This is a genomic window from Nocardiopsis sp. FR4, assembly GCF_009830945.1.
Classification (GTDB): Bacteria; Actinomycetota; Actinomycetes; order Streptosporangiales; family Streptosporangiaceae; genus Nocardiopsis.
On sequence record NZ_VWVV01000035.1, the window covers coordinates 1 to 22,069 of the forward strand.

A 22,069-nucleotide genomic window follows, 5' to 3' on the forward strand; every position below is an offset into this window, starting at 1 on the left:
GCGGGAGCGGTACCGGCAGATCGTCCGGTGGAGGTCGCCCGAGACCGGGGGGCACTTCCCCTCGCTGGAGGTTCCCGAGTACTTCGTCGAGGACCTGCGCGAGGGCCTCTCGGCTGTGCTGGCCGCTCGTCGGTGAAGGCGGCTCGGCGACCCGGTCCTCCCCTGGGACACCCCAACGTCGGTGGCGGAGGACCGGGCCGAGCCCGCCCCGGGACCGGGCCGGGGCGGGCTCGGCCCGGGCGGACGACCACCGCGCCGCCCCGGTCCGCTTGGGAGTACGGCGCCACAGGCAGGCCCCGCGGGGGGCGGCTGCCGGGCCCGACGGTTCACCGGACCAGGTCGGCGTGTGGACGCTCGGCGCAGGCCGGGCGGCCTCCGGCCCGGTGGGGCGGGGACGGCGTACGCTTCGACGGCGTCAGCGGACCGCCGCTCTCCGGCGGCGGATTCACGGACACACACCGCAAAGCCAGTCACTCTTTGTGATTTTACGGCCACTCTTTGCAAGAATACGGTCGACACCAGGCCCCGGGCCCCGGCCGTACGACCAAGGAGAGTCCTCCGTGAATTCCACCCGTCCGTTCCTCGCCCTCGTGGGCGCGTTCCTCCTGATGCCCACCGGCACCGCCGCAGCGGCACCGGCCGCGCCACCCGTCGACCACGCGCGCGTGGTGAGCGAGAAGCCCGCGCCGTGGACCCCGCACGTCCTGGACGGGACGGTCAAGGACATCCTGCTCATCGGGGACACCGTGGTGGTCGCCGGGAAGTTCAACCAGGTGGCCGAGGCCGACGGGGGCCGCGCCCGCGACATACGCAACCTGTTCGCGTTCGAGCACGGCACCGGTCGGCTGCTGCGCGGCTTCGAGCCGCGCGTGGACGGCACCGTCACCTCCCTGGCCGAGGGCCCGGAGGGGACGGTGATCGCGGGCGGCGAGTTCCAGACCGTCAACGGCAGGCCGTCCCGGGGGCTGACCCGCCTGTCGCTGCGCGACGGCCGGGCGGTGCCGGAGTTCCGCGCCGCCCTCGACGGCGGCCACGCCACCCGGATCGCCGGGGACGGCGACAACCTCTACGTCGGCGGCACCTTCTCCGGGGTCAACGGGGGCGGGCAGGCCGCTCTGGCCCGCCTCGACGCCCGCACCGGGAAGGTGGACCCGGGCTTCGCGCCGCGCGTGTCCGAGCCCCGCCGGGGCGCCCTCAAGGTCCAGGACATGGCGCTGAGCCCGGACGGGCGGCGGCTGGTGGTCAACGGCACGTTCACGAAGGTGAACGGCAAGGACCGCTACCAGATCGCCATGCTCGACACCGCCGGCGGCACGCCCACGGCGTGGTCCACCAGGGCCTACGAGCCGGAGTGCGACTACTCCCGGATCCACACCTACATGCGGCAGATGGCCTTCGCCCCGGACGGCTCCTACTTCGCCGTGGTGACCGCGGGCGGCCCCGAGGTCAAGCCGGGCCTGTGCAAGTCCGTGTCCCGCTTCGAGAACACCGACGCGCCCGGTATGGAGCCCACCTGGAGCAACAAGACCGGCGGCGACTCGCTGTACGCGGTGGAGGTCACCTCCCAAGCGGTGTACGTGGGCGGGCACCAGCGCTGGATGGACAACCCCGAGGGCGCGCTCAACCCCGGACCCGGGTCGGTGGCCCGGGAGGGCATCGCCGCCGTGGACCCGCGCACCGGCAAGGCCCTGGAGTGGAACCCCGGACGCACGCGCGGGCACGGCGTGGAGGCGCTGCACGCCACCTCCGACGGGCTCTACGTGGGCAGCGACACCGACCGGCTCGCCGGGGAGTACCACGCCCGCCTGGGGATGTTCCCGCTGTCCTGACCCTCAGACCGCGGCCCCGCGGCCGCCGCGCACCGGCGCGTCCACCCGGTGGAGGAGTTGGTGGACGCGCTGGTGCGGGATGCCGACGATGTCCGCCATCTGCCCCGGGGACAGGCCCGCGTCACGCAGGGACTCCAGGATCCGGTCCCGGGTCCTGTCCCGCTCGCGCTGGGACGCGCGGAACCGCTCCTCCGCCGCCAGGTAGAGGAGGAGTTCCTCTGTGACGTCCCGGCCCCCGAGCTCGTAGCGCCAGGTGATCGTGAAGTCCTCGGGGTCGCTGTCGGTCAGGTCGGCGATGGCCTCGGGGACCTCGTCCCTGAGCTCGGAGAGGTGCCTGTGGTCGGCGAGCCCGGCGGCGTGCCTCGGCAGACCGTCGACGGCGACGGACCACAGGCCCTCGTCCCAGACCACGGTCACGGTGTATTCGGTCATCACGTCCTCCCGTTGCTCTCCGGTTCGACGAATACCATGCGGGCCCCCGTCACCTGTGCCTTTTCCGCTTTTCGGTATCCCGTCGCGACACCGTGTCCGCATATGGCCAAGAATGGTTGGCCAAGACTCCTTGGCCAAGGAATTTTGGTTATTTACCGTAACGGCATGAGCGACAGCACCCCCCGCCTTCCCGACCCCTTCGCCCGGGCCACGACCCTCGACGCCCGCTCCCTGCGCGGGCTGGCCCACCCCCTGCGCGTACGCATCCTCACCCTGCTCCAGGACCGCGGCCCCGCCACCGGCAAGACCGTCGCGGAGTGGGTCGGCGCCTCCTCGGCCTCGGCCAGCTACCACCTGAGGCAGTTGGAGACCCACGGGTTCATCGAGGAGGACCCCGACCTCGGCACCTCCCGGGAGCGCTGGTGGCGGGCCCGGCATGAGGGCTTCCGCTTCCCCGAGCACCTGGACACCGACGAACCCGAGCTGAGCACCGCCGTGCGCCTGGCGCTGGCCGCCAGCTGGAGCGAGGAGCTGGCCGCCGCCGTCGACCTGTGGGCGGCCCAGCCCGAGGGCTGGCGTGAGGCCCAGGTGATGTCCGGGCGGCGCACCCGGCTCACCCTGGAGGAGCTCGCCGAGTTCCGACGGGAGGTCCGCGCGCTCTTCGACCGCTACACGCGCGAGACCGGCGCCCCCGGCAGCCGCCCGGTGCACATCCAGTTCGCCGCCTTCCCCGACCCCGGGGAGCACGGTGCTGACGCGGGGGACGCCACGTGAGGGGCCTGGCAGGCCTGCTCACCGCCCAGACCCTCTGCTACACCGCCACCCGGGTGGCCATGATCGCCATCCCCTGGTTCGTGCTGGAGAGCACCGGAAGCCCCACCGCCATGGGCGTGGTGGCCCTCTGCGAGATCGGCTCCTACACCCTGGCCCGGCTGCTGGCCGGCCCCGTGCTCGACCGGATCGGCCAGCGCGCGGTGAGCGTACGCGCCGACCTGGTCGCGGCGGGGGCGGTGGCGTGCGTACCGGTCCTGCACACGGCCGGGCTGCTCCCCCTCCCGGTGCTCCTGGTCCTGGTCACCGTGATCGGCCTGGCCACGGGCCCGGCCGAGGCGGCCAAGGTGTCCCTGGCCCCGGCCGTGGCCGAGCGCGGCGGTCTGCGGATGGAGCGGGTCACCGGGCTCACCGGGACCGTGGACCGGCTCTCCATGACGGTGGGGCCGTTCGCCGCGGGCGGGTTCGTGTCCCTGGCGGGCGAACTGCCCGCCCTGTACGCCAACGCCGCCCTGCTCCTGGCCGCGGCGGGGGTGCTGGCCGCCACCCAGCCCGCGGACCGCCCGGACCCGGCGGGAGACCCCGAGGCGGAGGCGGGCTACCTGGCCCGGCTGCGCACCGGGTGGCGGGTGGTCTGGCACGACCCCACGCTGCGGGCGCTGGTGGTCGTGCTGGCGGTGACCAACATGATCGACATGTCCGTGACCTCGGTGCTGCTGCCGGTGTGGGTCAGGGAGAACGGCATGGGCCCGGCGGTGGTCGGCGCGGTCGGCGGCGTGCTCGGGGCCGCCTCCGTGGCCGGCTCGCTGGCGGCCGCGGCCGTGGGGCACCTGCTGCCCCGGCGGGCGGTGTTCCTCGTCGCGCTGGTGGTGGCCGGACCGCCCCGCCTGCTGGTGCTGGCGCTGGACGTTCCGCTGTGGGCGGTGCTGGTGGTGTGGGGTGTCTCGGGGCTGGGCGGCGGCGTGCTCAACCCGATCCTGGGCGCGGTGCTGTTCGAGCGCCTGCCCCGCCGCGCCGTGGGGCGCGGTACCGCGATGATCGGCGCGCTGGCCCGGCTTGCGGCCCCGCTCGGCGCGCCCGTGGCGGGGGCGGCGGTCGTGCTGGCAGGAGTGGCGCCGGTGCTCGTGGCCTGCGCGGCCGTCTACCTGGTCGCGGCCCTGGCCCCGGTGGTGGGCAGAGCCGCGCCGGGGCTCTCGGCCCCGGGCCCCGGCCGGGTCCGGGCCCCCGGGCAGGGCCCGCCGGGGTGACCGGGCCGGCCGGTCCGCTCAGGACTCGCGGGCCGCCGGGGCCTCATCGCCAGCGTCCCGGCCGTCGGCGGCCGACGGGGCGGCGGGGGCCTCCTCCTGGAGGCCGTCCTCCCGTGCGGCCCCGCCGGAGAGGCGGTCGCCCACGTTGGCGCCGCGGCGGCTCTCGATCCGCCGCACGGCGCTGGTGGAGATCTGGTCCCGCAGCGTGGACAGCAGGACGTAGGAGGCCAGTCCGCTGATCAGCCAGGCGAGGATGAGCGCGATCCACTCACGGGCGCCGAAAAGGTAGACCACTCCGAAGGCCGCCGCGAACAGGCCCAGGCGGGCGACGGTGTAGGTCAGCAAGCTACGCATCCAAAAGCCTCACAACAGACGTTTACCTGGACTAGATTGGTCGCCATGCCCACCGGCGACGCGCAGGCGACCGGTCCGCGACCGTGGTCCGTGGCGCCTCCGACCCCTGCACGGGGTCGGGCGGGTGGGTCTCGCATGTCCTTGTCTCCAGGTTAAGGGCGTGCCCGGTGCACCGGGCGGCGGGGCGGTGTGTCGCCCTCCGCACAGGCGGTCGGAACGTATACGGACCCGATTCACAGCGTCATGGGATGTTTCCAATCCCGACAGCAGGGCCCGAACATCACGTTCCGGTCACATATCCCGTACTCCTCCCCCCAACACCGCAATTTCTCCGAAAACTAGGGAGGAAACGGACCAACTCGTGCACACTAGGGGATCAAACGCCCGCCGCCCCCGCAGTCCGAGGCGGGCATGATTGGGGGAATGTGAAGGTGGAACGAGCAAGCGAACGCCTGTTGACCCCCGGGGAAGTGGCATCACTCTTCCGGGTTGATCCCAAGACCGTGACCCGCTGGGCCGCCTCCGGGCGGATCAGCAGCATCCGGACCCCGGGCGGCCACCGCCGCTTCAGAGAGTCCGAGGTGCGCGCGCTCCTGCTCGGGGAACCGAGCGAGAGCACCCCCTGAACGAAGGCCTCTCCGAGAGCGGGTATACCCGGGGTACGCCTGTATCCCCTGGCCGCTCCGTCCACGGTGTGAGCGCTCCGAGGGCCTCCCGCGGCCCTGGGCAGGTGTGCCGACCGTGAGGAGTGGACAGCAAGAGTTAGGCTGGAACCATGGTGTGGCTTGGTGGCCTGATCACGCTCGTATCGATCGTTCTCTGGGTGTACGCGTTCTTCGATGCGCTCACCACCCCGTCCGCTGAGGTGCGCAACCTGCCGAAGGTCTTGTGGGTGGTGGTCATCGCGCTGTTCATGCCGGTCGGTTCGATCCTGTGGCTCTTCCTCGGCCGCCCGCGCCAGGACGCCGTCGCCGGGAGCGCGCCCTCCCCGGCAGCGGGCCTCTCCTCGGCCGACGACCTCGACCCGTCCGACTTCGCAAAACCCTCGGGGAGCACGCATCCGCTGGGGCCGGATGACGACCCCGAGTTCCTCAGACGGCTCAACCGCCGCATCGACCCGGACGAGTGATCGCGACGACGCACTGACAGACTGAGCTGACGACGGTGGGGCCGCGCCCGAAAGGGCGCGGCCCCACCGCTGTCCGCCCCCGGCCTGCTCGCGACCGGGCCGAAGCGAAGCGCGAGTCCCGAGGTTACAGGTGCCCGGCGCCCGTCCTACGGGGCAGGCCGCGCAGCGCGTGCACCGGCTGCACCTTCCCGGCGTACTCCGGGGTCCAGGTCTGCTCGGTCCCCAGGGCCTTGTCGGGGTTGGCGTCGTTGTAGGCCTGGACGAGGTCGACGAAGCCCAGGCGCCCGCGGCCCTCGTGCAGCACCGCGTTGCCGTGCCCCGCGACGTCGGTGCCGCCCCAGTTCTCGATGATCTGCTCGGCGCCGATGCCGTCGCGCAGGTCGAACAGGTTGTTCTCCACGTACAGGTGCGACTCCTTGCCCGCGCCCAGGCTGTACTGGTACAGGTCCCCGGCCAGCGTGTAGTAGTTGTTGTACACGTGAACCTGACCGAAGCGCAGGCGCGGCGCGCGCTGGCCCAGACCGTCGAAGTGGTTGTGGTGGAAGGTCGTGCGCAGCTTGCCGCGGTCGGTGGTCCGGCTGTTGCTGTTGCCGATGAGGATGGCCTTGTCGCGGCCGTCGAAGTGGTTGTACGACACTGTCACCAGGTCGGCCTCGCGCACGATGTCGAGCAGGCCGTCGTGCACCTCGTACTTGCGCCCGAAGTACTCCGGCAGCTCGGCGCCCGGGTTGTCGCCGTCGTCGAAGGTGTTGTGGTCGATCCAGACGTTGGTGGAACCCGAGACCTCCAGCTGGTCGTACTCGGAGTTCCAGTTGCCGCTGCCGCTGTCGTTCGGGTCCCAGCCGGGGAAGCAGTCGTGCGCGTCGGAGAAGGTCAGGTTGCGGAGGATGACGTTCTCGACGTCGGTGACCCGCAGGTGCATGCCGGTCAGCTCGGCGTCGTCCCCGGCGCCCACGATGGTGGTGTTCGAGCCGACGTTCACCCGGACCCGCTCGGCCTGCACCCGGTAGGACGCCTCGCGGGCCTCCTCCAGCGGGCCGCTGGGGTCCTTCCAACCCCACACCTCGGGGTCGTAGGCGGCCAGGTAGTCCTCCAGGGTGTAGCCGTCCACCGCGTAGTCCTCGCAGGACAGGGGGGTGCCGTCCGGCGCCGTGTTGGCGTCGATCAGGCCCTCCACGTAGACGATCTTGGGCTGGTCACCGCGTACCGCCTGGCGGAACTCCTCGGCGGTGGAGACGCGGAAGACGCTTTCCGCGGCGGCCTGCGAGCCTCCGGTGGTGCCGGCACCGGCCGAGCCCCAGCCGTCGCCCTCCGCCAGAACCTGCCTGCCGATGTCGGGGGCGGCCTGGACGGGTGCCACGGCGGTCATCACCAACACCGCGCTCAGAGGAAGTGCGAGCTTGCGCATGGTTCTTCTCCTCAGGGGGGAATTTGCAAACGGTTGCATGAACATCTCTTATCGCCCGTGTTTCCGTCAACCCCTTGACCCGGGAAAACTGCGGAAAACCGGGCACCAACCACCAAAGCACGCAGTGGCCAACCACAACCGATTGCCGTTAGTCTCTGTCCATACCAACGCAAAGGAGGCCACGGGTGGCCGTGACCATCAAGGACGTCGCCCACGCGAGCGGCGTCCACGTCTCCACCGTCTCCCGGACCTTCTCCGCCGCGCACCTGGTCAACGCCGAGACCCGCGCCCGCGTGCTCGCCGCCGCCCACCAGCTCGGCTACCGGCCCAACCGGGCCGCCCGCGCCCTGTCCACGCGCCGCACCGGCAACCTGGGGCTGATCGTCGCCGACATCGCCAACCCCTTCTTCCCGCCGCTGATCAAGGCGGCCCAGGCGCACGCCCGCGCGAGCGACCACCACGTCTTCGTCGCCGACACCGACGAGCAGGCCCGTGTGGAGGAGGAGCTGATCCGCTCCATGGCCACCCAGGTCGACGGTGCCCTGCTGGTCGCGTCCCGCCTGAGCAACCGCGTGATCAACGAACTCAGCGCCGACGTCCCCTTCGTCGTCGTCAACCGCCGCCCCCCGGGCCTGCCCGCCGTCCTGATGGACGTGGCCTCCGGAGCCCGCCAGGCGGTGGAGCACCTCGCCGGCCTCGGGCACCGCGAGGTCGCCCTGCTCTCCGGCCCCCGCGCCTCCTGGACCAACCAGAACCTGGAGCGCGCCGCCGCCGAGGAGGCCGAGCGGCACGGAGTGCGCCTGCACCGCCTGGGCCCCAACCAGCCCACCGAGGAGGGCGGGGCCGCCGCCGCGCCGGACCTGCTCGCCACCGGGGCCACCGCCGCCCTGGCCTACAACGACCTGGTCGCCCTCGGCCTGGTGGGGGAGCTGCGCTCGCGCGGCCTGGCCGTGCCGGACGACCTCAGCGTGGTGGGCGTGGACAACACCGACACCGCCCGCCACTGCGACCTCACCACGGTCGACATGCCCACCGCCGCCGCCGGGCGGGCCGCCATCGACCTCCTGCTGCGCCGGATCACCAGCGGGGACGCCCCGGGCACCGTCACCCTGGACACCCGGCTGATCGTGCGCGGGTCCACCGCTCCCCCCGCGGGCTGACCCCCCGGGGCCCGGATACGGCGAGGGGCCCCGCACCCGGCGGGACCCCTCGTTCCGGCGGCGGTTCAGGCGTAGGAGTGCAGGCCGCTGAACATGTAGTTGACCGCGAAGAAGTTGAACAGGATGGTCGCGAAGCCCACCACGTTGATCCAGGTGGCCTTGGGCCCGCGCCAGCCGCCGGTGGCCCGGGCGTGCAGGTAGGCCGCGTAGATCACCCAGGAGATGAACGACCAGACCTCCTTGGGGTCCCAGCCCCAGAAGCGTCCCCAGGCCTCGTCGGCCCAGATGGAACCGGCGATGATGCCGAAGGTCCACAGCGGGAAGGCGAAGAGGATGAAGCGGTGGGAGATGCGGTCCAGCAGCTCGGGGCTGGGCAGGCGGCCCGCGACGCCGGTGACCCTCTCGCCCAGCGCGCGCCTGGCCTCGGCCCGGTGGGAGACCAGGTAGGTGACGCCCGCCGCGCCGGAGACCATGAACGCGCCGCCCGCGAGGATGGCCGCGGTCACGTGGATGGGCACCCAGTAGGAGTGCAGTGCCGGGATCAGCGGGCCCGGGTCCACGTACAGCCACCGGACGCCGATGCCGAGCAGGATCAGCACGGGGACCAGCACGAACGCGCCGAGGAAGCGGGCCTGGTAGCGCAGCGAGGCGTAGAGCAGGCCGCCCACCGCGACCAGGCACAGGGCCACGACGAACTCGAACATGTTGCCCCACGGCCACCGCCCGGCGGCCAGGCCCCGGGTGACGATTTGGGCCACGCCCATGGCGAACCCGAGTCCGGTCACGCCCAGGGCGATCGTGCCCAGGACGCTCTGGGAGGCCCGTGCCTCGCCCTCGGCGGTGCGGACGTTGACCTCGATCGCGTCGTCGGCGCCGTCCTCGGCCGCGCCGGCGCCGACCGGCATGAGCCTGCCGGCCTTCAGCTTGGTGCGCCGTCCGTAGGCGGCCTCGATGGCGAAGAGGAACAGGGCGGCCGCGTACGTGACGATCATCGCGATGATCAGTGAGTCACTGGCCGACGCCATCGTCTCGTCCACCGTTCCGGCGAGTGTGTACGTCACCGGTCACTCCCTCGTTGTCGTCGACTCTGGCGGGTCGGTTGGTGAATGGGGTCCGGACCCCTCGTCGGGCCCGGGGGAAGGCGGGGTGCCGCCGGGCCCGCTGCGGAGCCGTCGGGCGAGGTCCGTGGTCAGTTCGTGGAACTCGGCGTTGTTCCCGGCCACCTCGGTCTTGCCGAGTCCGGCCAGCTCCACCCTGGTGCGGCCGTCCCCGGTCCGCTCCGCGCGCACCCACACGCGGCGCGGGCGGACGAACAGGGTGATGACGAGGCCGAGCACGGCCAGAGAGGCCGCGGTCAGCGCGGGCAGCCGGGCGCCGTCCCGGTTGGTCTGGAGGCTGACGTACTCCCGGTAGCCCGAGAAGGTGATCGACCCGGCACCGTCGGGGAGCTCCCAGGTGTCGCCGATCTCCATGACGGGCGAACTCCCGAGCGGCTCCATGCCGGTGGTGCGCAGCTGGTAGACCGACTGCGGGTCGACCAGCCCCAGATCGCCCTGGTAGCCCTCCAGGGTAACGCGGGGATCGCGCGCGTCGGGGAAGTCCGAGACCAGCTCGCCGCCCTCGGTCTCCACGGCGCTGGGCAGGAACACGCCCACGAAGCCCAGCTCCTCGCCGCCGGTGTCGGGCACCTTGACGACGCCGTCGGAGGTGAAGGAGCGGGTGTCGCGGTGGATGAAGGGGACGGCCTGGTCGAAGACCACCTCCCCCTCGGCGTTGCGGACCTCGAACTCGGGCGCGTAGCCGTGGCCGAGCAGGTAGACCTGCACGCCGTTCACGCTCAGCGGGTGGTTGACCTCCAGCCGGTGCCGGCCCTCCTCCGCCTCCGGGGACTCCCGGTAGGTCACGTCCGCGACGTAGGACTCGGCCTGGCCGCTGAGGTTGCCTTCCTCGATGAAGGTGGCCTCGAAGTCGTCCAGGTGGAGGGTGAAGGGCTCCAGGTCGTCGGTGTCGGTCCAGTGCCCGGGGTAGATGGCGTCGTAGGAGGGCAGGGTGTTGGCGAAGCCGTCACCCTCCACCAGCAGCAGGTTGCCGCGGTAGCCGAAGAAGGCCCCGGCGGCCAGGGCCAGCAGCAGGCCCAGCAGCGCCAGGTGGAACAGTACGTTGCCCGCCTCGCGCAGGTAGCCGGTCTCGGCCGAGACCGAGTCGCCGTAGCGCTCGGTGCGGTAGCCCTTCAGGACCGCGCGGGCCTGGTCCAGGACGGTCTCCGGCGCGGCGTCCGTGGTGAACCGGGCCGCGTAGGGCATGCGGCCCAGGTGGCGGGGGGTCCGCACGGGGCGGGCCCGGATCGCGCGGGCGTGCGCGACCGCGCGCGGGATGACGCAGCCCGCCAGGGAGACGAACAGCAGCAGGTAGATCGCCGCGTACCAGGGCGAGGAGAAGACGTCGAAGAGATAGAGCCGGTCCAGCCAGGGCGCGAGGTCGGGGTGGTCCTGGAAGTAGGAGTTCACCTGGTCGACGCTGACGACGTTCTGCGGCAGGATCGAGCCGGGGATGGCGCCGACCGCCAGCAGGAACAGCAGGATCAGCGCGGTGCGCATGGAGGTGAGGATCCGCCAGGCCCAGCGCAGCCAGCCGGCCGGGCCCAGCCCCCTGGGCCCGCTCCCGGACGCGTTGTCCGTCCCGGCCTCGGTGTCGTTCGTGGTCGTGCTCATCAGATCACCGTCTGGAAGTCGGCGGCCCAGCCCTGCATGGCGATGGTCAGGTGCGTCCACAGCCCGGTCACCATCGCCAGGCCGACCAGGACGAGCATGGCCCCGCCGATCACGGTGACCAGGCGGGTGCGGCGCTTGAGCCAGCCGAAGGCGGTCAGCGCGCGCCGGTACAGCAGCGAGGCCAGCACGAACGGCAGTCCGAGCCCGACGCAGTAGGCCAGGGACAGCAGCATGCCGCGCCCGGCCCCGCCCTCGACGAAGGCCAGGGTCTGCACGGCGGCCAGGGTCGGGCCGATGCAGGGGGTCCAGCCCAGGCCGAACAGGACGCCGAGCAGGGGCGCGCCCGCCAGCCCGGCCCGGGGCAGGCGGTGGAAGCGGAACTCGCGGCCGAAGCCCGGCAGCAGGCCCATGAAGGCCAGCCCGAGGACGACGGTGAGGACGCCGAGGACCCGGGTGATGGGGTCGGTGTAGTCCATGAGGACCTCACCGAGCCAGCCGACGAAGCCGCCGACGGCCACGAAGACGAGGGTGAACCCGGCGATGAACAGGACGCTGCCGGTGACCATGGTCCAGCGGCGCGCGGCCAGGGCGGCGTCGGCCTCGGCGGCCGTCGCCGTGGCGGTCGCCGTGGCGGTGCCGCCCGACCCGCCCCCGGCGGCGCCCGCGCTCTCGCGCGTCTGGGTGCCGCTCATGCCGGTCACGTAGGACAGGTAGCCGGGCACGAGCGGGAGCACGCAGGGGGACAGGAAGGACACCAGCCCGGCGGCCAGGGCGAGCGGGACCGCGGCGAGCAGGGAGCCGGACAGGACGGTGGTACCGATCGGGTCCATCAGCCGCCGTCCCCGGAGCCCGCCTCGGGCTCCTCGTCCGCGCCGTCCCCGGAGGTCTCCGCGCCGGCCTCCTGACCGGGTTCCTCCGGCCGCTCGCTCTCCCCGGCCCGCCCGGTCTCCTGCTCCGCGACGCGCGGGCGCTCCTCCGGGTCGCCGAGGCCGAACTCGACCACGAGCGGGTCGAGCAGGCCGGTCAGCTGGTTGTAGGTGGTCGGGCCGATGACGCGCGCGGCGATGCGGCCCTCGGGGTCGATGACGAGCGTGCTGGGGATGGACCGGGGCGGAACGGTGTCGCGGAAGGCCTGCGGCACCTCGCCGGGCTGGTCGTACAGGCTCGGGTAGGCGACGCCCTTGTTGTCCGCGTAGGCCCGGGCGGCGGTCTCGTCGTCCTTGATGTTCACGCCGAGGAAGTCCACGCCCAGGTCGGCGTACTCGGTGTGGACCTCGTCGAGCACGGGCTGCTCGGCCCGGCAGGGGCCGCACCAGCTCGCCCACACGTTGAGGACGAGGATCCCGCCCTCGTAGTCGCGGAGGGAGACCTCGTCGCCGCCCAGGGTGGTCCCGGTGACGTCGGGGGCCCCGACCCGCTCGTCGGCGGCGAAGGAGGTGGCGCTGCCGTCCCCCGAGACGAAGCGGCTGTCCTCGTCGCCGCTCTGGATCTCGGTACCCCCGGCGCAGCCGGTGAGGGCGAGGGCGGCGGCGAGGGCGGTCGCCGCCAGGCGCGGCACGGCGCGGCTCCGGTGCCTACCGGCGCTGGTGCTGGGCATCGAGGTGACCTCGCGAACGGGGTGTGAACAGGGCGACTACAACAACGACAAAGTGTAGTAGATGCCCTGGACACGACTCCGCCGCCCCGGCACAACGCGGAGGGGACCTCCGGGAACCGCGGAGGGGGACGCGGACCCGTGGAGGGGGTGCGCGGGAGGGAGAGGGAGGAGCGGGGGCGATGGCCGCAGGACACCGCCCCCGTGGTGGTCGGCTGACCGGTGGCTGGGGGCAGCCCCGGTCGGCCCGGCCCTGGATCAACCAGCCTCGACGAAGGCCTCGCGGAGGTAGTCGTGCACGGCCCGCTCGGGAACCCGGTAGGAACGCCCCACGCGGATCGCGGGGAGAACTCCCGAGTGCACCATTCGGTAAACGGTCATCTTGGACACACGCATGATCGTGGCGACCTCCGCCACGGTCAAGAACCTGACCTCTTCGAGAGGAGGCTTGCTCCCGTTCATCTTCCGACGCCCTCATTCCCGGACGTGAGCATTGTCTATCCTTCAGCCCGGCGCGGTGTACGGCGGCGACCCCGATGTACCCGACCACACGCCACGCCAGCGTGTCATGCTGTCACTACTGACACGTCCGTTTTCAGGGTAGAGCCGAGTTCCCTCCGGCGAAAGGCCGTTTCTGCTGTCTTTGGCGATATGCGTTGATGACGGGTCAGATGAGGTTTAGCCGTGGGTATAAATGGTCGCCCCCGGTCACAACAGACCGGCGCGGGCGAGGACGTAATCGCGCAGCGGCGCGTAGTCCTCGGGTAGGTATCCGTCGTCCAGAGGTACGGTGACCAGGAGTTTCCCCTCCGCCTCGGCGAGGAAGAGGGCCGGGTCGTTGCAGTCGGCGAAGCCGATCGTGGGCACTCCCGCCTCCCCCGCCGCACCCGCGAACCCGTGGTCGGCGATGACCAACTGCGGCCACGGCGCCTGCCGCTCCGCGAGGTCCGCCAGGATGGCACGCATGGCGAAGGGGTGATGGCTGTGGCGTGCGAGGCGGGTATCCGTCACGAGGGCCACCTCATCCTCCCAGACCACGATCCGGCGGTTGGGCGGCCGTTCCGTGGTCACTTCGTAGGAGTAGCCGGCCCCTGCGGTAACAACCGGGCACCCCTGAGCGACGAGGGAGTCCTTCCACGCGCGGTAGGTCTCCCGGAGGTTGCGGGGGTGTCCGGTGGCGAACATGACGCGCTCGCGGCGCTCGGCGGCCAGGGCGAGGCGGTCGGCGACCGCCTCCAGGGCGTCGATGGTCAGGTCGGGGTCGATGGTGTCGATCCCCCAGACGTACTCCTCGTCGGCCACCACCCCGCAGCGCTTGCTCATCAGGGACAGGACCTCCTCGTAGGTCCAGTCGTGGGAGAAGGTGAGGCCGAACTGGTGGTAGGGGTCCTTCTGGACGAGCCGCCGGTAGTGCCGAAGGTTGTTCTGGCGTGGGGTGTCGACGTGTCCGGCGATCCCCGTGCGCACCAGATAGGTGATCAGTTCAGCGCGTGTCGGCGGCGTCACCTGGCGTTCCCCTTCCTCGTCTGCGCAGCGAGCGTGCGCCACGCCCTGCGGCCACCACGACGCCTGCTCCTGTTCGCCCGGTATTCAACCTCTGTCCTACCCGCTTCGGGCGTGCCACGCGCGGGGGTCGCGGAATTCGCCCGGTCGACACCGGGGTGTTATCTCCGGCGGAGGAGCGGTTACAGACTCGGGTCGATGCCGTGGCTGGGGAAGACGGCGGTGCGGGTGGCGTGGATCGCGCGGTCCACCGGGTCGCCGGGGTCGTAGCCGTCCTCGAAGGGCTCGAAGGCCACCTCGCGGCCGTCGGTCATGTACAGCGGTGCCAGCTCCCCGGTGCGCTGGCGCACGAAGTCGCGCCAGCCCTGCGGGGTCTCGGTCTCCGGGTCGATCGGGCGGCCCGCGGCCTCGCCCAGCAGGTGGGTCCAGGCCCGGGGGACCACCTGCACGAGGCCGTATCCGCCGCCGCCGAACAGAAGCCACCGGCCGCCCGCCGTCTTCTGCGCGAGGCGGTGCAGTTCGGTGTAGGCGCGGCGCTGGCCGTCCAGGCTCAGGGTGAGGTTGGCCAGCGGGTCCAGGGCGTGGGTGTCGCAGCCCTGCTGGGTCACCAGGATCTCGGGCTGGAACTCGTGCAGCAGCGGCGGCACGACGGCGTCGAAGGCGCGGTGCCAGCCGCTGTCGCCGGTCCCGGCGGGGAGGGCGACGTTGACCGCGTACCCCTCGGCGTCCGGACCGCCGGTCTCGCTGGCCTGGCCGGTGCCGGGGAAGAGGGTCGCCGGCGACTCGTGGAGGCTGATGGTGAGCACCCGCGGATCGTTGTAGAAGGCGCTCTGGACGCCGTCCCCGTGGTGGACGTCCACGTCCACGTAGGCGATGCGCTTGGCGCCCTGCTCCAGCAGCCACGCGATGGCCAGGGCGGGGTCGTTGTAGACGCAGAAGCCCCACGCGTTGCTGCGCATGGCGTGGTGCAGGCCGCCCGCGACGTTGGCGGCGTGCGCGGTCTCCCCCGACCACACGGCCCGGGCGGCGGCCACGGAGGCCCCCGAGATGAGCGCGGCGGCGTCGTGCATGTCCTTGAAGACGGGGTTGTCCGAGGTGCCCAGCATGTGGGCGTCGTCGGGCTCCAGGGTCCGGCCCGCGCGCTTGACCGCCTCGATGTAGGCGCGGTCGTGCACCAGGCCGAGGAGTTCGTCCGAGGCCGGTTCGACGTCCAGCAGGCCGACCCCGGGCGCGTCCAGGACGCCGAGCTCGCGGCTGAGCGCCATGGTCAGCTCGACGCGGACCGGTGCCAGCGGGTGCTGGGGGCCGAAGTCGTAGGCGGTGAGTCCGTCGTCCCATGCCACCCGAAGCGAGCAGGACGTGCGCCCTCCCATGGTGACCCCCGTTCCACGTGTACGTGCTCCGAAGCACACAGTACGCACAAACGGGTACCGGACCGAAACCCGGGGGTGCGGGTGCGACCGTCCCGGGGCCGGAACCGGGACGGGCGGGCTACTCCCTGTAGTAGACGAAGCAGGCCTCGTGCAGACCGCCGACGGCGATGTCGGCGGTGCCGTGCCACGGGTGGCCGGTGTCACCGTCCCAGGTGAGCAGCAGCCGGTACTCCCCCGGTTCCAGTTCCGCGCGCAGGACGGGTCCGGAGCAGGGGACGTCCTGCTCCCACGTGTCATAGGTCCCGCACCCCTCGCACGCGGGAGCGGTGATCTCGCCGTGGACGGCGTCCGGACCCACGTAGAACAGGCGCATCGGGTACGGAACACCGTTGCTGATCTCCAGGACGCTCCCGCCGGCGCCGGAGCTCCGGGTGGGGGGCATCGTCAGTTCCTCCTCCCCGAAGCTGGCTATGGCGTCCATCCTCTGCCCGAGGCGCTCGGCGCCGACGCGGGCGGCCATCCTCCCGACCTCGTCGGTCTCGTGGTCGGGGTACTCCGACTCCAGGAGGTCGATGACGTCCTCGGCGGTACCGAGATCCCCCTCGTCGAGGCTCTCCCGGGCGCAGCGGAACGCGGCGTCCGGGTGCTCGGCGGCGATGCGCTCGGCGACCTCGGGAACGGCCTCCCAGTCCGCGTGGGCGAACACCTCGATCTGGTCGAAGCCCGCGCACCAGCGCTCGTCGGCGTACCCGCCGGTGCCCGCCTCGTACAGCGCGGCGAGCTCACCGTCCGTGCCCTCCCAGCGGGAGGCGGGATGGGCGGAGTAGGCGCCGTAGGAGTCCAGGGCCTGACCGTACTCCCCGGCCACGGCACCGGCCCGCGCGCTCTCGAGGAGCGCGCAGGCCTCGGCCCCGGAGAGGGCCCGCTCCGTCAGCGACGAGGAGAGGGAGAGCCGGGAGAGGCTCCGCGCGCTCTCATAGGCGGCCGCGGCCCCATCCGGAGCGCACTCACCGCGCGCGTGGGCGGCGTCGGCCGTGCGCAGCCGCCACTCACCCGCCTGCCACACGCCGGTGACCGAGACGACCAGGGCGACCACCAGCACGGCGGCCAGGGCGAAGGGCACCCGTCCCCTGCGCGGCCGCGGCTGCGAGCCGCCGGACCGGGGCGTTCCGTCCGGAGGCGTGTCCGGGGACGGAGCGGTCCCCGGCTGGACGGGGCCGGACGCGGAAGGGGGAGGAGTCATGGGGGGACCTGAGCGGGGAGAGGCGGGGGGAGGTCGGGCGCGCGATGGCCGGAGGGGCCGTACGCGCGCCGCGCCACACCTTATCCGGCCGAGGCCCGGGGCAGGCGCGGGACGCCGGACCGGGGAACGGTCGTGGGCGTCGGGGCGGGTCCGGTGCCGGACGCGCCCCGGACCCGTGCGGGCGTCCGACGTGAACGTGCGGGGACCGGCGGCTCAACGCGGACGGCCCCGGGACCGGAGCGCGGGGTCCCTTCGCGCTCCGGCCCCGGGCCGCGGGGCTACTGCTCCATCTTGTAGTAGCAGACCTGGTGCTTGTCGCCCGCCTCGAAGGTGATGTTGCCGTGCAGCGGCTTGTCGAAGAGCGACTCGGACGAGGTGAGCAGGACCCGGTACTTGCCCGGGTCGAACTCCACCCGCATCACGTCGCCGTCGTCGAAGCAGGAGTTGCCCGTGGGCGGAGAGGTGTAGACCTCGCAGTTCTCACAGGCGGCCGTGATGATCTCGTCGTGGACCTTGTCCGGCCCGACGTAGAGGAACCGCATCTCGAACGGGGTGTTGTTGGTGACCTCCAGAACGGCCTTGCCGCTGCCGGAGCTGCTGGTCGGAGTGGAGTTGAAGTCGCTCTCGCCGAGGATGGTGAGGGTGTCCATCTCCTCCTCGATCTTCCCGGCGCCGATGTGGACCGTCATCTTCTCGACGTCGGCGGCCTCGTGGTCGGGGTACTCCGACTCCAGGAGGTCCACCATGTCCTCGGCCGGGGAGAAGCGGCCCGCGTCGACGTGCTCCCAGCCGCACCGGAGCGCGGCGTCCGGGCGCTCGGTGGCGATGCGCTCGGCGACCTCGGGAACGGCCGACCAGTCCAGGTCGGCGAACACGTCGATCTGGTCGAAGCCCGCGCACCAGCGCTCGTCGGCGTACTCGCCGGTGCCGGTCTCGTACATCTCGGCGAGCGCGGTGGGCACCTGCCCGGCCGCCTCGGTGCCCTCGTAGTCCACGGGGATCACGCTGTAGACCTCGTGGGCCTGGCGCATGCTCTCGCGGTAGTCCTCGGTGACCTCGCCGCGGTAGCCCTCCCGCGCCGTCGACACCAGGTCGGCCGCGTAGGACAGGTGGATGTCGGCGATCTCACCGTCGGTGTCCTCCCAGCGGGAGGCGGGGTGGTTGAAGTAGGAGGCGTAGGATTCCAGCGCCCGCTCGTAGTCCCCGGAGTCCACGTCGGCCTGGGCGCGGTCCAGCAGCACGCAGGCCTCGGCGCCCGCCCGGGCGCGTTCCATCAGCGACGGGGAGAAGGAGAGCTGGAAGAGGTTCTCCACGCCCTCGTAGGCGGCCACGGCCTCGCCCGGAGCGCACTCGCCGCGCGCGTGGGCGGCGTCGGCCGTGCGCAGCCGCCACTCACCCGCTTGCCACACGCCGGTGACCGAGACGACCAGGGCGACCACCAGCACGGCGGCCACGACGAACGGCATCCTGCCCTTGGCGGGCTGTTCCCCCCGGCCGAGGGCGCGCTCGTCACGGGAGCGCCCGGCGAAGAGGCCGTGCACCGCCGCGGCGGCGAACCAGGCGGCGAAGACCAGCGCCCAGAGCAGGACGTTGTCGGTGGCGCCGACGATCGCGGCCGCCACCAGCAGGCCGAGGGTGAGGACCGCCGCGACGGCGAAGAACGGCCACTGGCGCAGGTAGAAGTACCCGGCGCCGGTGCCGGAGAGGTTCAGCAGCGCGGCGCGCACCGCCGACGGCGAGGAGAGCAGGCCCAGGCGGGGGCGCTTGGGCGGCTGCGGGGGCGGACCGCCGAACTGGGGCATTCCGCCCGGAGGCGGGCCACCGGGGGGCATCCCTCCGGGAGGCGGACCGCCCGGCGGCATTCCACCGGGGGGCATTCCGCCGGGGGGCATTCCGCCGGGGGGCGGCATTCCGCCAGGCGGCATTCCGCCCGGGGGCGGGCCCTGCCTTCCGGCCGCGTACATCCCGGCGGCGGGGGTGCCGCCGGTGGGGTGGCCGCCCGGCTGGCCACCGGTCGGGTGAGCGCCGCCGGGGTGGCCCACACCCGGCTGGCCGCCGGTCGGACCGTGGGGCACGCCGCCCGCGGGCGTACCGCCGGGGGGCGTCCGCTGGGGCTGGGCTCCGGGGGGTGTACCGCCCGAGGGCGGTACACCTCCTCCGGGCGGCCGCGAGGAATCAGAGGGAGGGGGAGGGGGAGGAGCAGTCATGGGGGACCCTGGGTTCGGGAGACGGGGAAAAGCCGCGCACGGCGGGAGCGAAAGGGCTCAAGTCAGCCCTTCCCTAAGCACATTACCCATGCGTGATGACGCCGTCGCTCCCAGGACGGACCGCTTCCGGCCACCCGTGCCCGTCAGCTGCCGGAGAGAGCCCCGCTGCGGTCCCGGGCGGCTTCGATCGCGTCCGTGAAGGCCGTGCGCACGCCGTGCCGTTCCAGCTCCCGCAGCGCGGCCGCCGTGGTGCCTCCCGGCGAGGTCACGGCCTCGCGCAGCACGACGGGGTGCTCGCCCGAGTCGTTGAGCATGGCGGCGGCCCCCGTGATGGTCTGGCCGACCAGCTTCTGGGCGGTGGCGCGCGGCATGCCCATCGCCACACCGGCCTCGATCATCGTCTCGGCGATGAAGTAGAAGTAGGCGGGACCGCTTCCGGAGATGGCGGTGACGGTGTCCATGTGCTGCTCGGCCACGCGGATCACCTCGCCGACCGTGCCGAGCAGGGCCTCGGCGCGCTCCAGGTGGGCCGTCGCGGTGTGGGCGCCGCCCGCCAGGGCGGTCATCCCCTGCCCCATGAGCGCGGGGGTGTTGGGCATGGCCCGGACCACGGGCGTGCCCGCGGGCAGGTGGGCCTCCAGCACGGCGGTGGTGATCCCCGCCGCGACGGAGATCACCAGGCGGTCGGAGCCCAGGTGCGCGGACAGGTCGTCCAGCAGCGCCACCATGTCCTGGGGCTTGAGCGCGAGCAGCAGCGTGTCGGCGCGCTTGGCGGCCTCCGCGGCGGGGACCACCTCGACCCCGTAGCGTTCGCGCAGCTCCCGGGCGTGCTCCTCACGCGGCTCGGTGACGAGCACGTCCCCGGGCGCGTGTCCCTTGGCCAGCATCCCGGCGAGCAGCGCCTCGCCCATCTTTCCGGCGCCGATGATCGCGATCATGAAGGGTCCTTCCTGCGGAGACCTCCCACGCTAGCCGCATCCGGGAACCGCAGCGGACGGCGGCCCCGGCCAGCGGCCGCGCTCGGGGCGGCGGGCTCACTCGCGGCCCGGCTCGACCGTGCCCTCGTCGTCGGCGGTGCCGCTGGCGTCCACCGCGAAGCGGTGCGGCGGCGGGCCGGGCTGGCGGCGCAGCAGGGCGATGCGCTCGCGCCGGTCACGCGGCTGGTCCGGGGAGGCGGCGGGCCGGGCGAAGTGCAGCCGGGTGAAAGCCAGCGCCTCGGCCAGCTCGCGCATGCGCGCCTGGCGGTCGGGGGCCTTGCGGGTGCTCACCTCCAGGACCAGCTGGCCCTCGAAGCCGCCCTCGGCGAGGTACTCCAGGACCTCCCCGACCCGCTGTCGGCCGCGCCCGGGGATGAGGTGCTCGTCGAGGTTCTGGCCGCCGAGGCCGTCGGCCACGTGGACGTGGGAGAGGCGGTCGCCCAGGCGCTTGGCCATGTCCAGGGCGTCGGACCCGGACATGGCGGTGTGCGACATGTCGAGGGTGACGTCGGGGTAGTCGCGGTCCAGCGGGTTCCAGCTCGGCGCGTAGGGGACGACCTCGCGGTCGCGCACCCGCACCGGATACATGTTCTCGACCGCGAAGACGACGTCGGTCTCGTCCTGCATCCGGGCGACACCGGCCTCGAAGTCGCGGGCGTACTCGCGCTGCCAGCGGAAGGCGGGGTGCACCACGACGGTCGTGGCCCCCAGGGCCTCGGCCATCTCCTTGGAGCGGACGAGCTTGTGCCAGGGCTCCCGGCCCCACACACGCTGGGTGAGGACCAGGCAGGGAGCGTGGACGGCGGTGACGGGCATCTGGTGGTAGTCCGAGAGGCGCCGGAGGAGTTCGATGTCCTGACTGGCGGGGTCGGAGGAGACGAGCACCTCCACGCCGTCATACCCCAGCTTCGCCGCGATCTCGAAGGCGGCCGGGGTCTTCTCCGGGTAGACCGACGCCGACGACAGGACGACGGGCGCGTCTGGGACCTGGATAGGGCTCACGGCACACAGACTATGTGCTTTCGTCCTCCTCTCGCCTCCCGCCCGCGTGAACGCGGCGTGGCGTTCTCCGCGACGGAGGGCGGCGGGAGGGTGCGACGGGGCGGCGCGCCGCTCCCGGGCGTTCCGGGCCGTTCCACGGTCCGTACACCGTGGAACGGCCGGCCCGCGGGTACGGCCGCGGGTCCTGGTACGTGGTTCCGGCCGCCGCGTCCTCGCGGCGCCGGTGGATGTCGGGTGCCCCGCCCGCTGTCCACCCGGGCCCTCGGATCCGTTGGCGTCCGGGACGGCGGATCCGCGGCGGAGGCGGTGGTGAGCACCGGGTCCGGGGTGCTCTCGGGGCGTGTTGGCCGGGCTGCGCGCCCGGGGCGTGGAGGAGGGCCGTCAGCGCCGTGCGCGAGGCCCGCCCGGCGTCACAGCCGGACCGCTCCTCTGAGGTTGTGGCGGTGCACCGCCCGCTCGCGGACGTGGTCCCCCGAACGCGGGGCGTCGATCATGCGGCCGTCGCCCAGGTAGATGGCGACGTGGTAGGCGTACCCTCCGCTGTCGGCCCAGTAGAGGATGTCCCCCCTGCGGGCGTCGGAATAGGAGACGCGGGTCCCGGACCTGACCTGGTCGTGGGCCACGCGGGGCAGGCTCATCCCGGCCTGCTTGAAGGACCACTGGACCAGGCCCGAGCAGTCGAACCTGTGCGGCCCGGTACCCCCCCAGCCGTAGGGGGTGCCCTTCTGGGACTCGGCCGCGCTGATCGCCTCCTCCACCTTCGAGGAGGACAGCTGGTGGACCCGGGCGGGCCCCCCGGCCTCCCCCACGGCGGTCGGCCCGACCGGTCCGGCCGGTGCGGGCTGGGCGGTCCGGGCCGGGGCGGGCGGCGTTCCGGCGGCCAGCACGACCGCGGTCAGCCCGGCGACGGCGAGCGCGCGCGGCCCTCTGCGTCGCGTGTGAACGGACACGGCCCGCCGCCCCGGGTCCGTGGGGCGGCAGGCCTGCGTTTGCTCGTGGTGGCGCGGTATCCGCATGACGGTGGTTCCCCCTGCGCGTCACGACGCCCACGCCACTGTGACGTGGATCTCTCCGCCGCGACGTCCTCACCATTCGTCACACAGAAAACGCGATATGTCACTCTCCGTAG

Annotated in this window: 21 protein-coding genes; 6 read left to right on the top strand and 15 right to left on the bottom strand. The window is 72.7% G+C overall.

Annotated elements, in window-relative coordinates; all coding sequences use genetic code 11:
• Positions 1 to 560 precede the first annotated feature (560 nt).
• Positions 561 to 1,829, top strand: a complete 1,269-nt coding sequence (locus tag FYW95_RS24135; protein WP_159944144.1) for a TolB-like translocation protein — start codon at positions 561 to 563, stop codon at positions 1,827 to 1,829.
• 3 nt (positions 1,830 to 1,832) lie between these two features.
• On the opposite strand, the gene FYW95_RS24140 is transcribed toward FYW95_RS24135, so the two are convergent.
• The gene (locus FYW95_RS24140) at positions 1,833 to 2,261 is read right to left on the bottom strand and encodes a hypothetical protein (RefSeq protein ID WP_159944143.1); all 429 of its coding nucleotides are present in this window, start codon (positions 2,259 to 2,261) and stop codon (positions 1,833 to 1,835) included.
• A 165-nt stretch (positions 2,262 to 2,426) separates the two neighbouring features.
• Between FYW95_RS24140 and FYW95_RS24145 the strand changes: the two genes are divergently transcribed.
• Positions 2,427 to 3,035, top strand: coding sequence for a winged helix-turn-helix domain-containing protein (locus FYW95_RS24145; RefSeq protein WP_159944142.1), 609 nt, complete (start codon positions 2,427 to 2,429; stop codon positions 3,033 to 3,035).
• The gene (locus tag FYW95_RS24150) at positions 3,032 to 4,279 is read left to right on the top strand and encodes an MFS transporter (RefSeq protein WP_159944141.1); all 1,248 of its coding nucleotides are present in this window, start codon (positions 3,032 to 3,034) and stop codon (positions 4,277 to 4,279) included. The genes FYW95_RS24145 and FYW95_RS24150 overlap by 4 nt, the downstream gene beginning before the upstream one ends.
• Before the next feature lie 18 nt (positions 4,280 to 4,297).
• Here the strand turns inward: FYW95_RS24150 and FYW95_RS24155 are convergent, their stop codons facing one another.
• On the bottom strand, positions 4,298 to 4,633 hold the full coding sequence (locus FYW95_RS24155; protein WP_159944140.1) for a DUF4229 domain-containing protein: 336 nt from the start codon (positions 4,631 to 4,633) through the stop codon (positions 4,298 to 4,300).
• A 425-nt stretch (positions 4,634 to 5,058) separates the two neighbouring features.
• On the opposite strand from FYW95_RS24155, the gene FYW95_RS24160 reads away from it, so the two are divergent.
• Complete coding sequence (locus tag FYW95_RS24160; RefSeq protein WP_017535950.1) at positions 5,059 to 5,259, top strand: BldC family transcriptional regulator; 201 nt, start codon at positions 5,059 to 5,061, stop codon at positions 5,257 to 5,259.
• Positions 5,260 to 5,408: 149 nt separating this feature from the next.
• Positions 5,409 to 5,762 (top strand): PLD nuclease N-terminal domain-containing protein, encoded by a 354-nt coding sequence (locus FYW95_RS24165; RefSeq protein WP_159944139.1) that lies wholly within the window; start codon positions 5,409 to 5,411, stop codon positions 5,760 to 5,762.
• Between the two features lie 124 nt (positions 5,763 to 5,886).
• On the opposite strand, the gene FYW95_RS24170 is transcribed toward FYW95_RS24165, so the two are convergent.
• Positions 5,887 to 7,170, bottom strand: a complete 1,284-nt coding sequence (locus FYW95_RS24170; RefSeq protein ID WP_159944138.1) for a pectate lyase family protein — start codon at positions 7,168 to 7,170, stop codon at positions 5,887 to 5,889.
• A gap of 185 nt (positions 7,171 to 7,355) precedes the next feature.
• Between FYW95_RS24170 and FYW95_RS24175 the strand changes: the two genes are divergently transcribed.
• On the top strand, positions 7,356 to 8,330 hold the full coding sequence (locus tag FYW95_RS24175; RefSeq protein ID WP_159944137.1) for a LacI family DNA-binding transcriptional regulator: 975 nt from the start codon (positions 7,356 to 7,358) through the stop codon (positions 8,328 to 8,330).
• Positions 8,331 to 8,395: 65 nt separating this feature from the next.
• On the opposite strand, the gene ccsB is transcribed toward FYW95_RS24175, so the two are convergent.
• The 12 genes from ccsB to FYW95_RS24235 all read right to left on the bottom strand — a co-directional run bounded on the left by ccsB (position 8,396) and on the right by FYW95_RS24235 (position 21,956).
• The gene (ccsB, locus tag FYW95_RS24180) at positions 8,396 to 9,391 is read right to left on the bottom strand and encodes a c-type cytochrome biogenesis protein CcsB (protein ID WP_159944136.1); all 996 of its coding nucleotides are present in this window, start codon (positions 9,389 to 9,391) and stop codon (positions 8,396 to 8,398) included.
• Positions 9,392 to 9,394: 3 nt separating this feature from the next.
• Positions 9,395 to 11,041: a cytochrome c biogenesis protein ResB gene (locus FYW95_RS24185; protein WP_159944135.1), complete on the bottom strand. Its 1,647-nt coding sequence runs from the start codon at positions 11,039 to 11,041 to the stop codon at positions 9,395 to 9,397.
• The gene (locus FYW95_RS24190) at positions 11,041 to 11,871 is read right to left on the bottom strand and encodes a cytochrome c biogenesis CcdA family protein (RefSeq protein ID WP_160050883.1); all 831 of its coding nucleotides are present in this window, start codon (positions 11,869 to 11,871) and stop codon (positions 11,041 to 11,043) included. Before FYW95_RS24190 ends, FYW95_RS24185 begins: the two co-directional genes overlap by 1 nt.
• Positions 11,871 to 12,599 (bottom strand): TlpA family protein disulfide reductase, encoded by a 729-nt coding sequence (locus FYW95_RS24195; protein ID WP_159944155.1) that lies wholly within the window; start codon positions 12,597 to 12,599, stop codon positions 11,871 to 11,873. Before FYW95_RS24195 ends, FYW95_RS24190 begins: the two co-directional genes overlap by 1 nt.
• A gap of 294 nt (positions 12,600 to 12,893) precedes the next feature.
• Complete coding sequence (locus FYW95_RS24200; protein WP_013155995.1) at positions 12,894 to 13,097, bottom strand: helix-turn-helix domain-containing protein; 204 nt, start codon at positions 13,095 to 13,097, stop codon at positions 12,894 to 12,896.
• Positions 13,098 to 13,343: 246 nt separating this feature from the next.
• Complete coding sequence (locus tag FYW95_RS24205; RefSeq protein ID WP_159944133.1) at positions 13,344 to 14,141, bottom strand: phosphatase; 798 nt, start codon at positions 14,139 to 14,141, stop codon at positions 13,344 to 13,346.
• A 179-nt stretch (positions 14,142 to 14,320) separates the two neighbouring features.
• Positions 14,321 to 15,481, bottom strand: coding sequence for an acetoin utilization protein AcuC (locus FYW95_RS24210; RefSeq protein ID WP_160050890.1), 1,161 nt, complete (start codon positions 15,479 to 15,481; stop codon positions 14,321 to 14,323).
• Positions 15,482 to 15,629: 148 nt separating this feature from the next.
• Entirely contained in the window at positions 15,630 to 16,634 is a 1,005-nt protein-coding gene (locus FYW95_RS24215; RefSeq protein ID WP_159944131.1) for a hypothetical protein, read from the bottom strand.
• Positions 16,635 to 17,032: 398 nt separating this feature from the next.
• Positions 17,033 to 18,586 carry a DUF1109 domain-containing protein gene (locus FYW95_RS24220; protein ID WP_201295014.1) on the bottom strand — a complete coding sequence of 518 codons (1,554 nt, stop codon included), beginning with the start codon at positions 18,584 to 18,586 and terminating at the stop codon, positions 17,033 to 17,035.
• 518 nt (positions 18,587 to 19,104) lie between these two features.
• Positions 19,105 to 19,899 (bottom strand): pyrroline-5-carboxylate reductase, encoded by a 795-nt coding sequence (proC, locus tag FYW95_RS24225; RefSeq protein WP_159944129.1) that lies wholly within the window; start codon positions 19,897 to 19,899, stop codon positions 19,105 to 19,107.
• A gap of 96 nt (positions 19,900 to 19,995) precedes the next feature.
• A complete protein-coding gene (locus FYW95_RS24230; protein WP_159944128.1) occupies positions 19,996 to 20,940 on the bottom strand; it encodes a sugar phosphate isomerase/epimerase family protein in 945 nt (314 codons plus the stop codon).
• A gap of 410 nt (positions 20,941 to 21,350) precedes the next feature.
• The gene (locus tag FYW95_RS24235) at positions 21,351 to 21,956 is read right to left on the bottom strand and encodes a C40 family peptidase (protein WP_159944127.1); all 606 of its coding nucleotides are present in this window, start codon (positions 21,954 to 21,956) and stop codon (positions 21,351 to 21,353) included.
• Between the last annotated feature and the right edge of the window lie 113 nt (positions 21,957 to 22,069).

What these genes read in the sequence shown, in the direction of transcription:
- FYW95_RS24140 (WP_159944143.1), bottom strand. Translation starts at nt 2,261, where the DNA reads ATGACCGAATACACCGTGACCGTGGTCTGGGACGAGGGCCTGTGGTCC.
- FYW95_RS24145 (WP_159944142.1), top strand. Translation starts at nt 2,427, where the DNA reads ATGAGCGACAGCACCCCCCGCCTTCCCGACCCCTTCGCCCGGGCCACG.
- FYW95_RS24155 (WP_159944140.1), bottom strand. Translation starts at nt 4,633, where the DNA reads ATGCGTAGCTTGCTGACCTACACCGTCGCCCGCCTGGGCCTGTTCGCG.
- FYW95_RS24165 (WP_159944139.1), top strand. Translation starts at nt 5,409, where the DNA reads ATGGTGTGGCTTGGTGGCCTGATCACGCTCGTATCGATCGTTCTCTGG.
- FYW95_RS24170 (WP_159944138.1), bottom strand. Translation starts at nt 7,170, where the DNA reads ATGCGCAAGCTCGCACTTCCTCTGAGCGCGGTGTTGGTGATGACCGCC.
- FYW95_RS24185 (WP_159944135.1), bottom strand. Translation starts at nt 11,041, where the DNA reads ATGAGCACGACCACGAACGACACCGAGGCCGGGACGGACAACGCGTCC.
- FYW95_RS24190 (WP_160050883.1), bottom strand. Translation starts at nt 11,871, where the DNA reads ATGGACCCGATCGGTACCACCGTCCTGTCCGGCTCCCTGCTCGCCGCG.
- FYW95_RS24200 (WP_013155995.1), bottom strand. Translation starts at nt 13,097, where the DNA reads ATGAACGGGAGCAAGCCTCCTCTCGAAGAGGTCAGGTTCTTGACCGTG.
- FYW95_RS24220 (WP_201295014.1), bottom strand. Translation starts at nt 18,586, where the DNA reads ATGCCCCCCGGTGGCCCGCCTCCGGGCGGAATGCCCCAGTTCGGCGGT.
- proC (WP_159944129.1), bottom strand. Translation starts at nt 19,899, where the DNA reads ATGATCGCGATCATCGGCGCCGGAAAGATGGGCGAGGCGCTGCTCGCC.
- FYW95_RS24235 (WP_159944127.1), bottom strand. Translation starts at nt 21,956, where the DNA reads ATGCGGATACCGCGCCACCACGAGCAAACGCAGGCCTGCCGCCCCACG.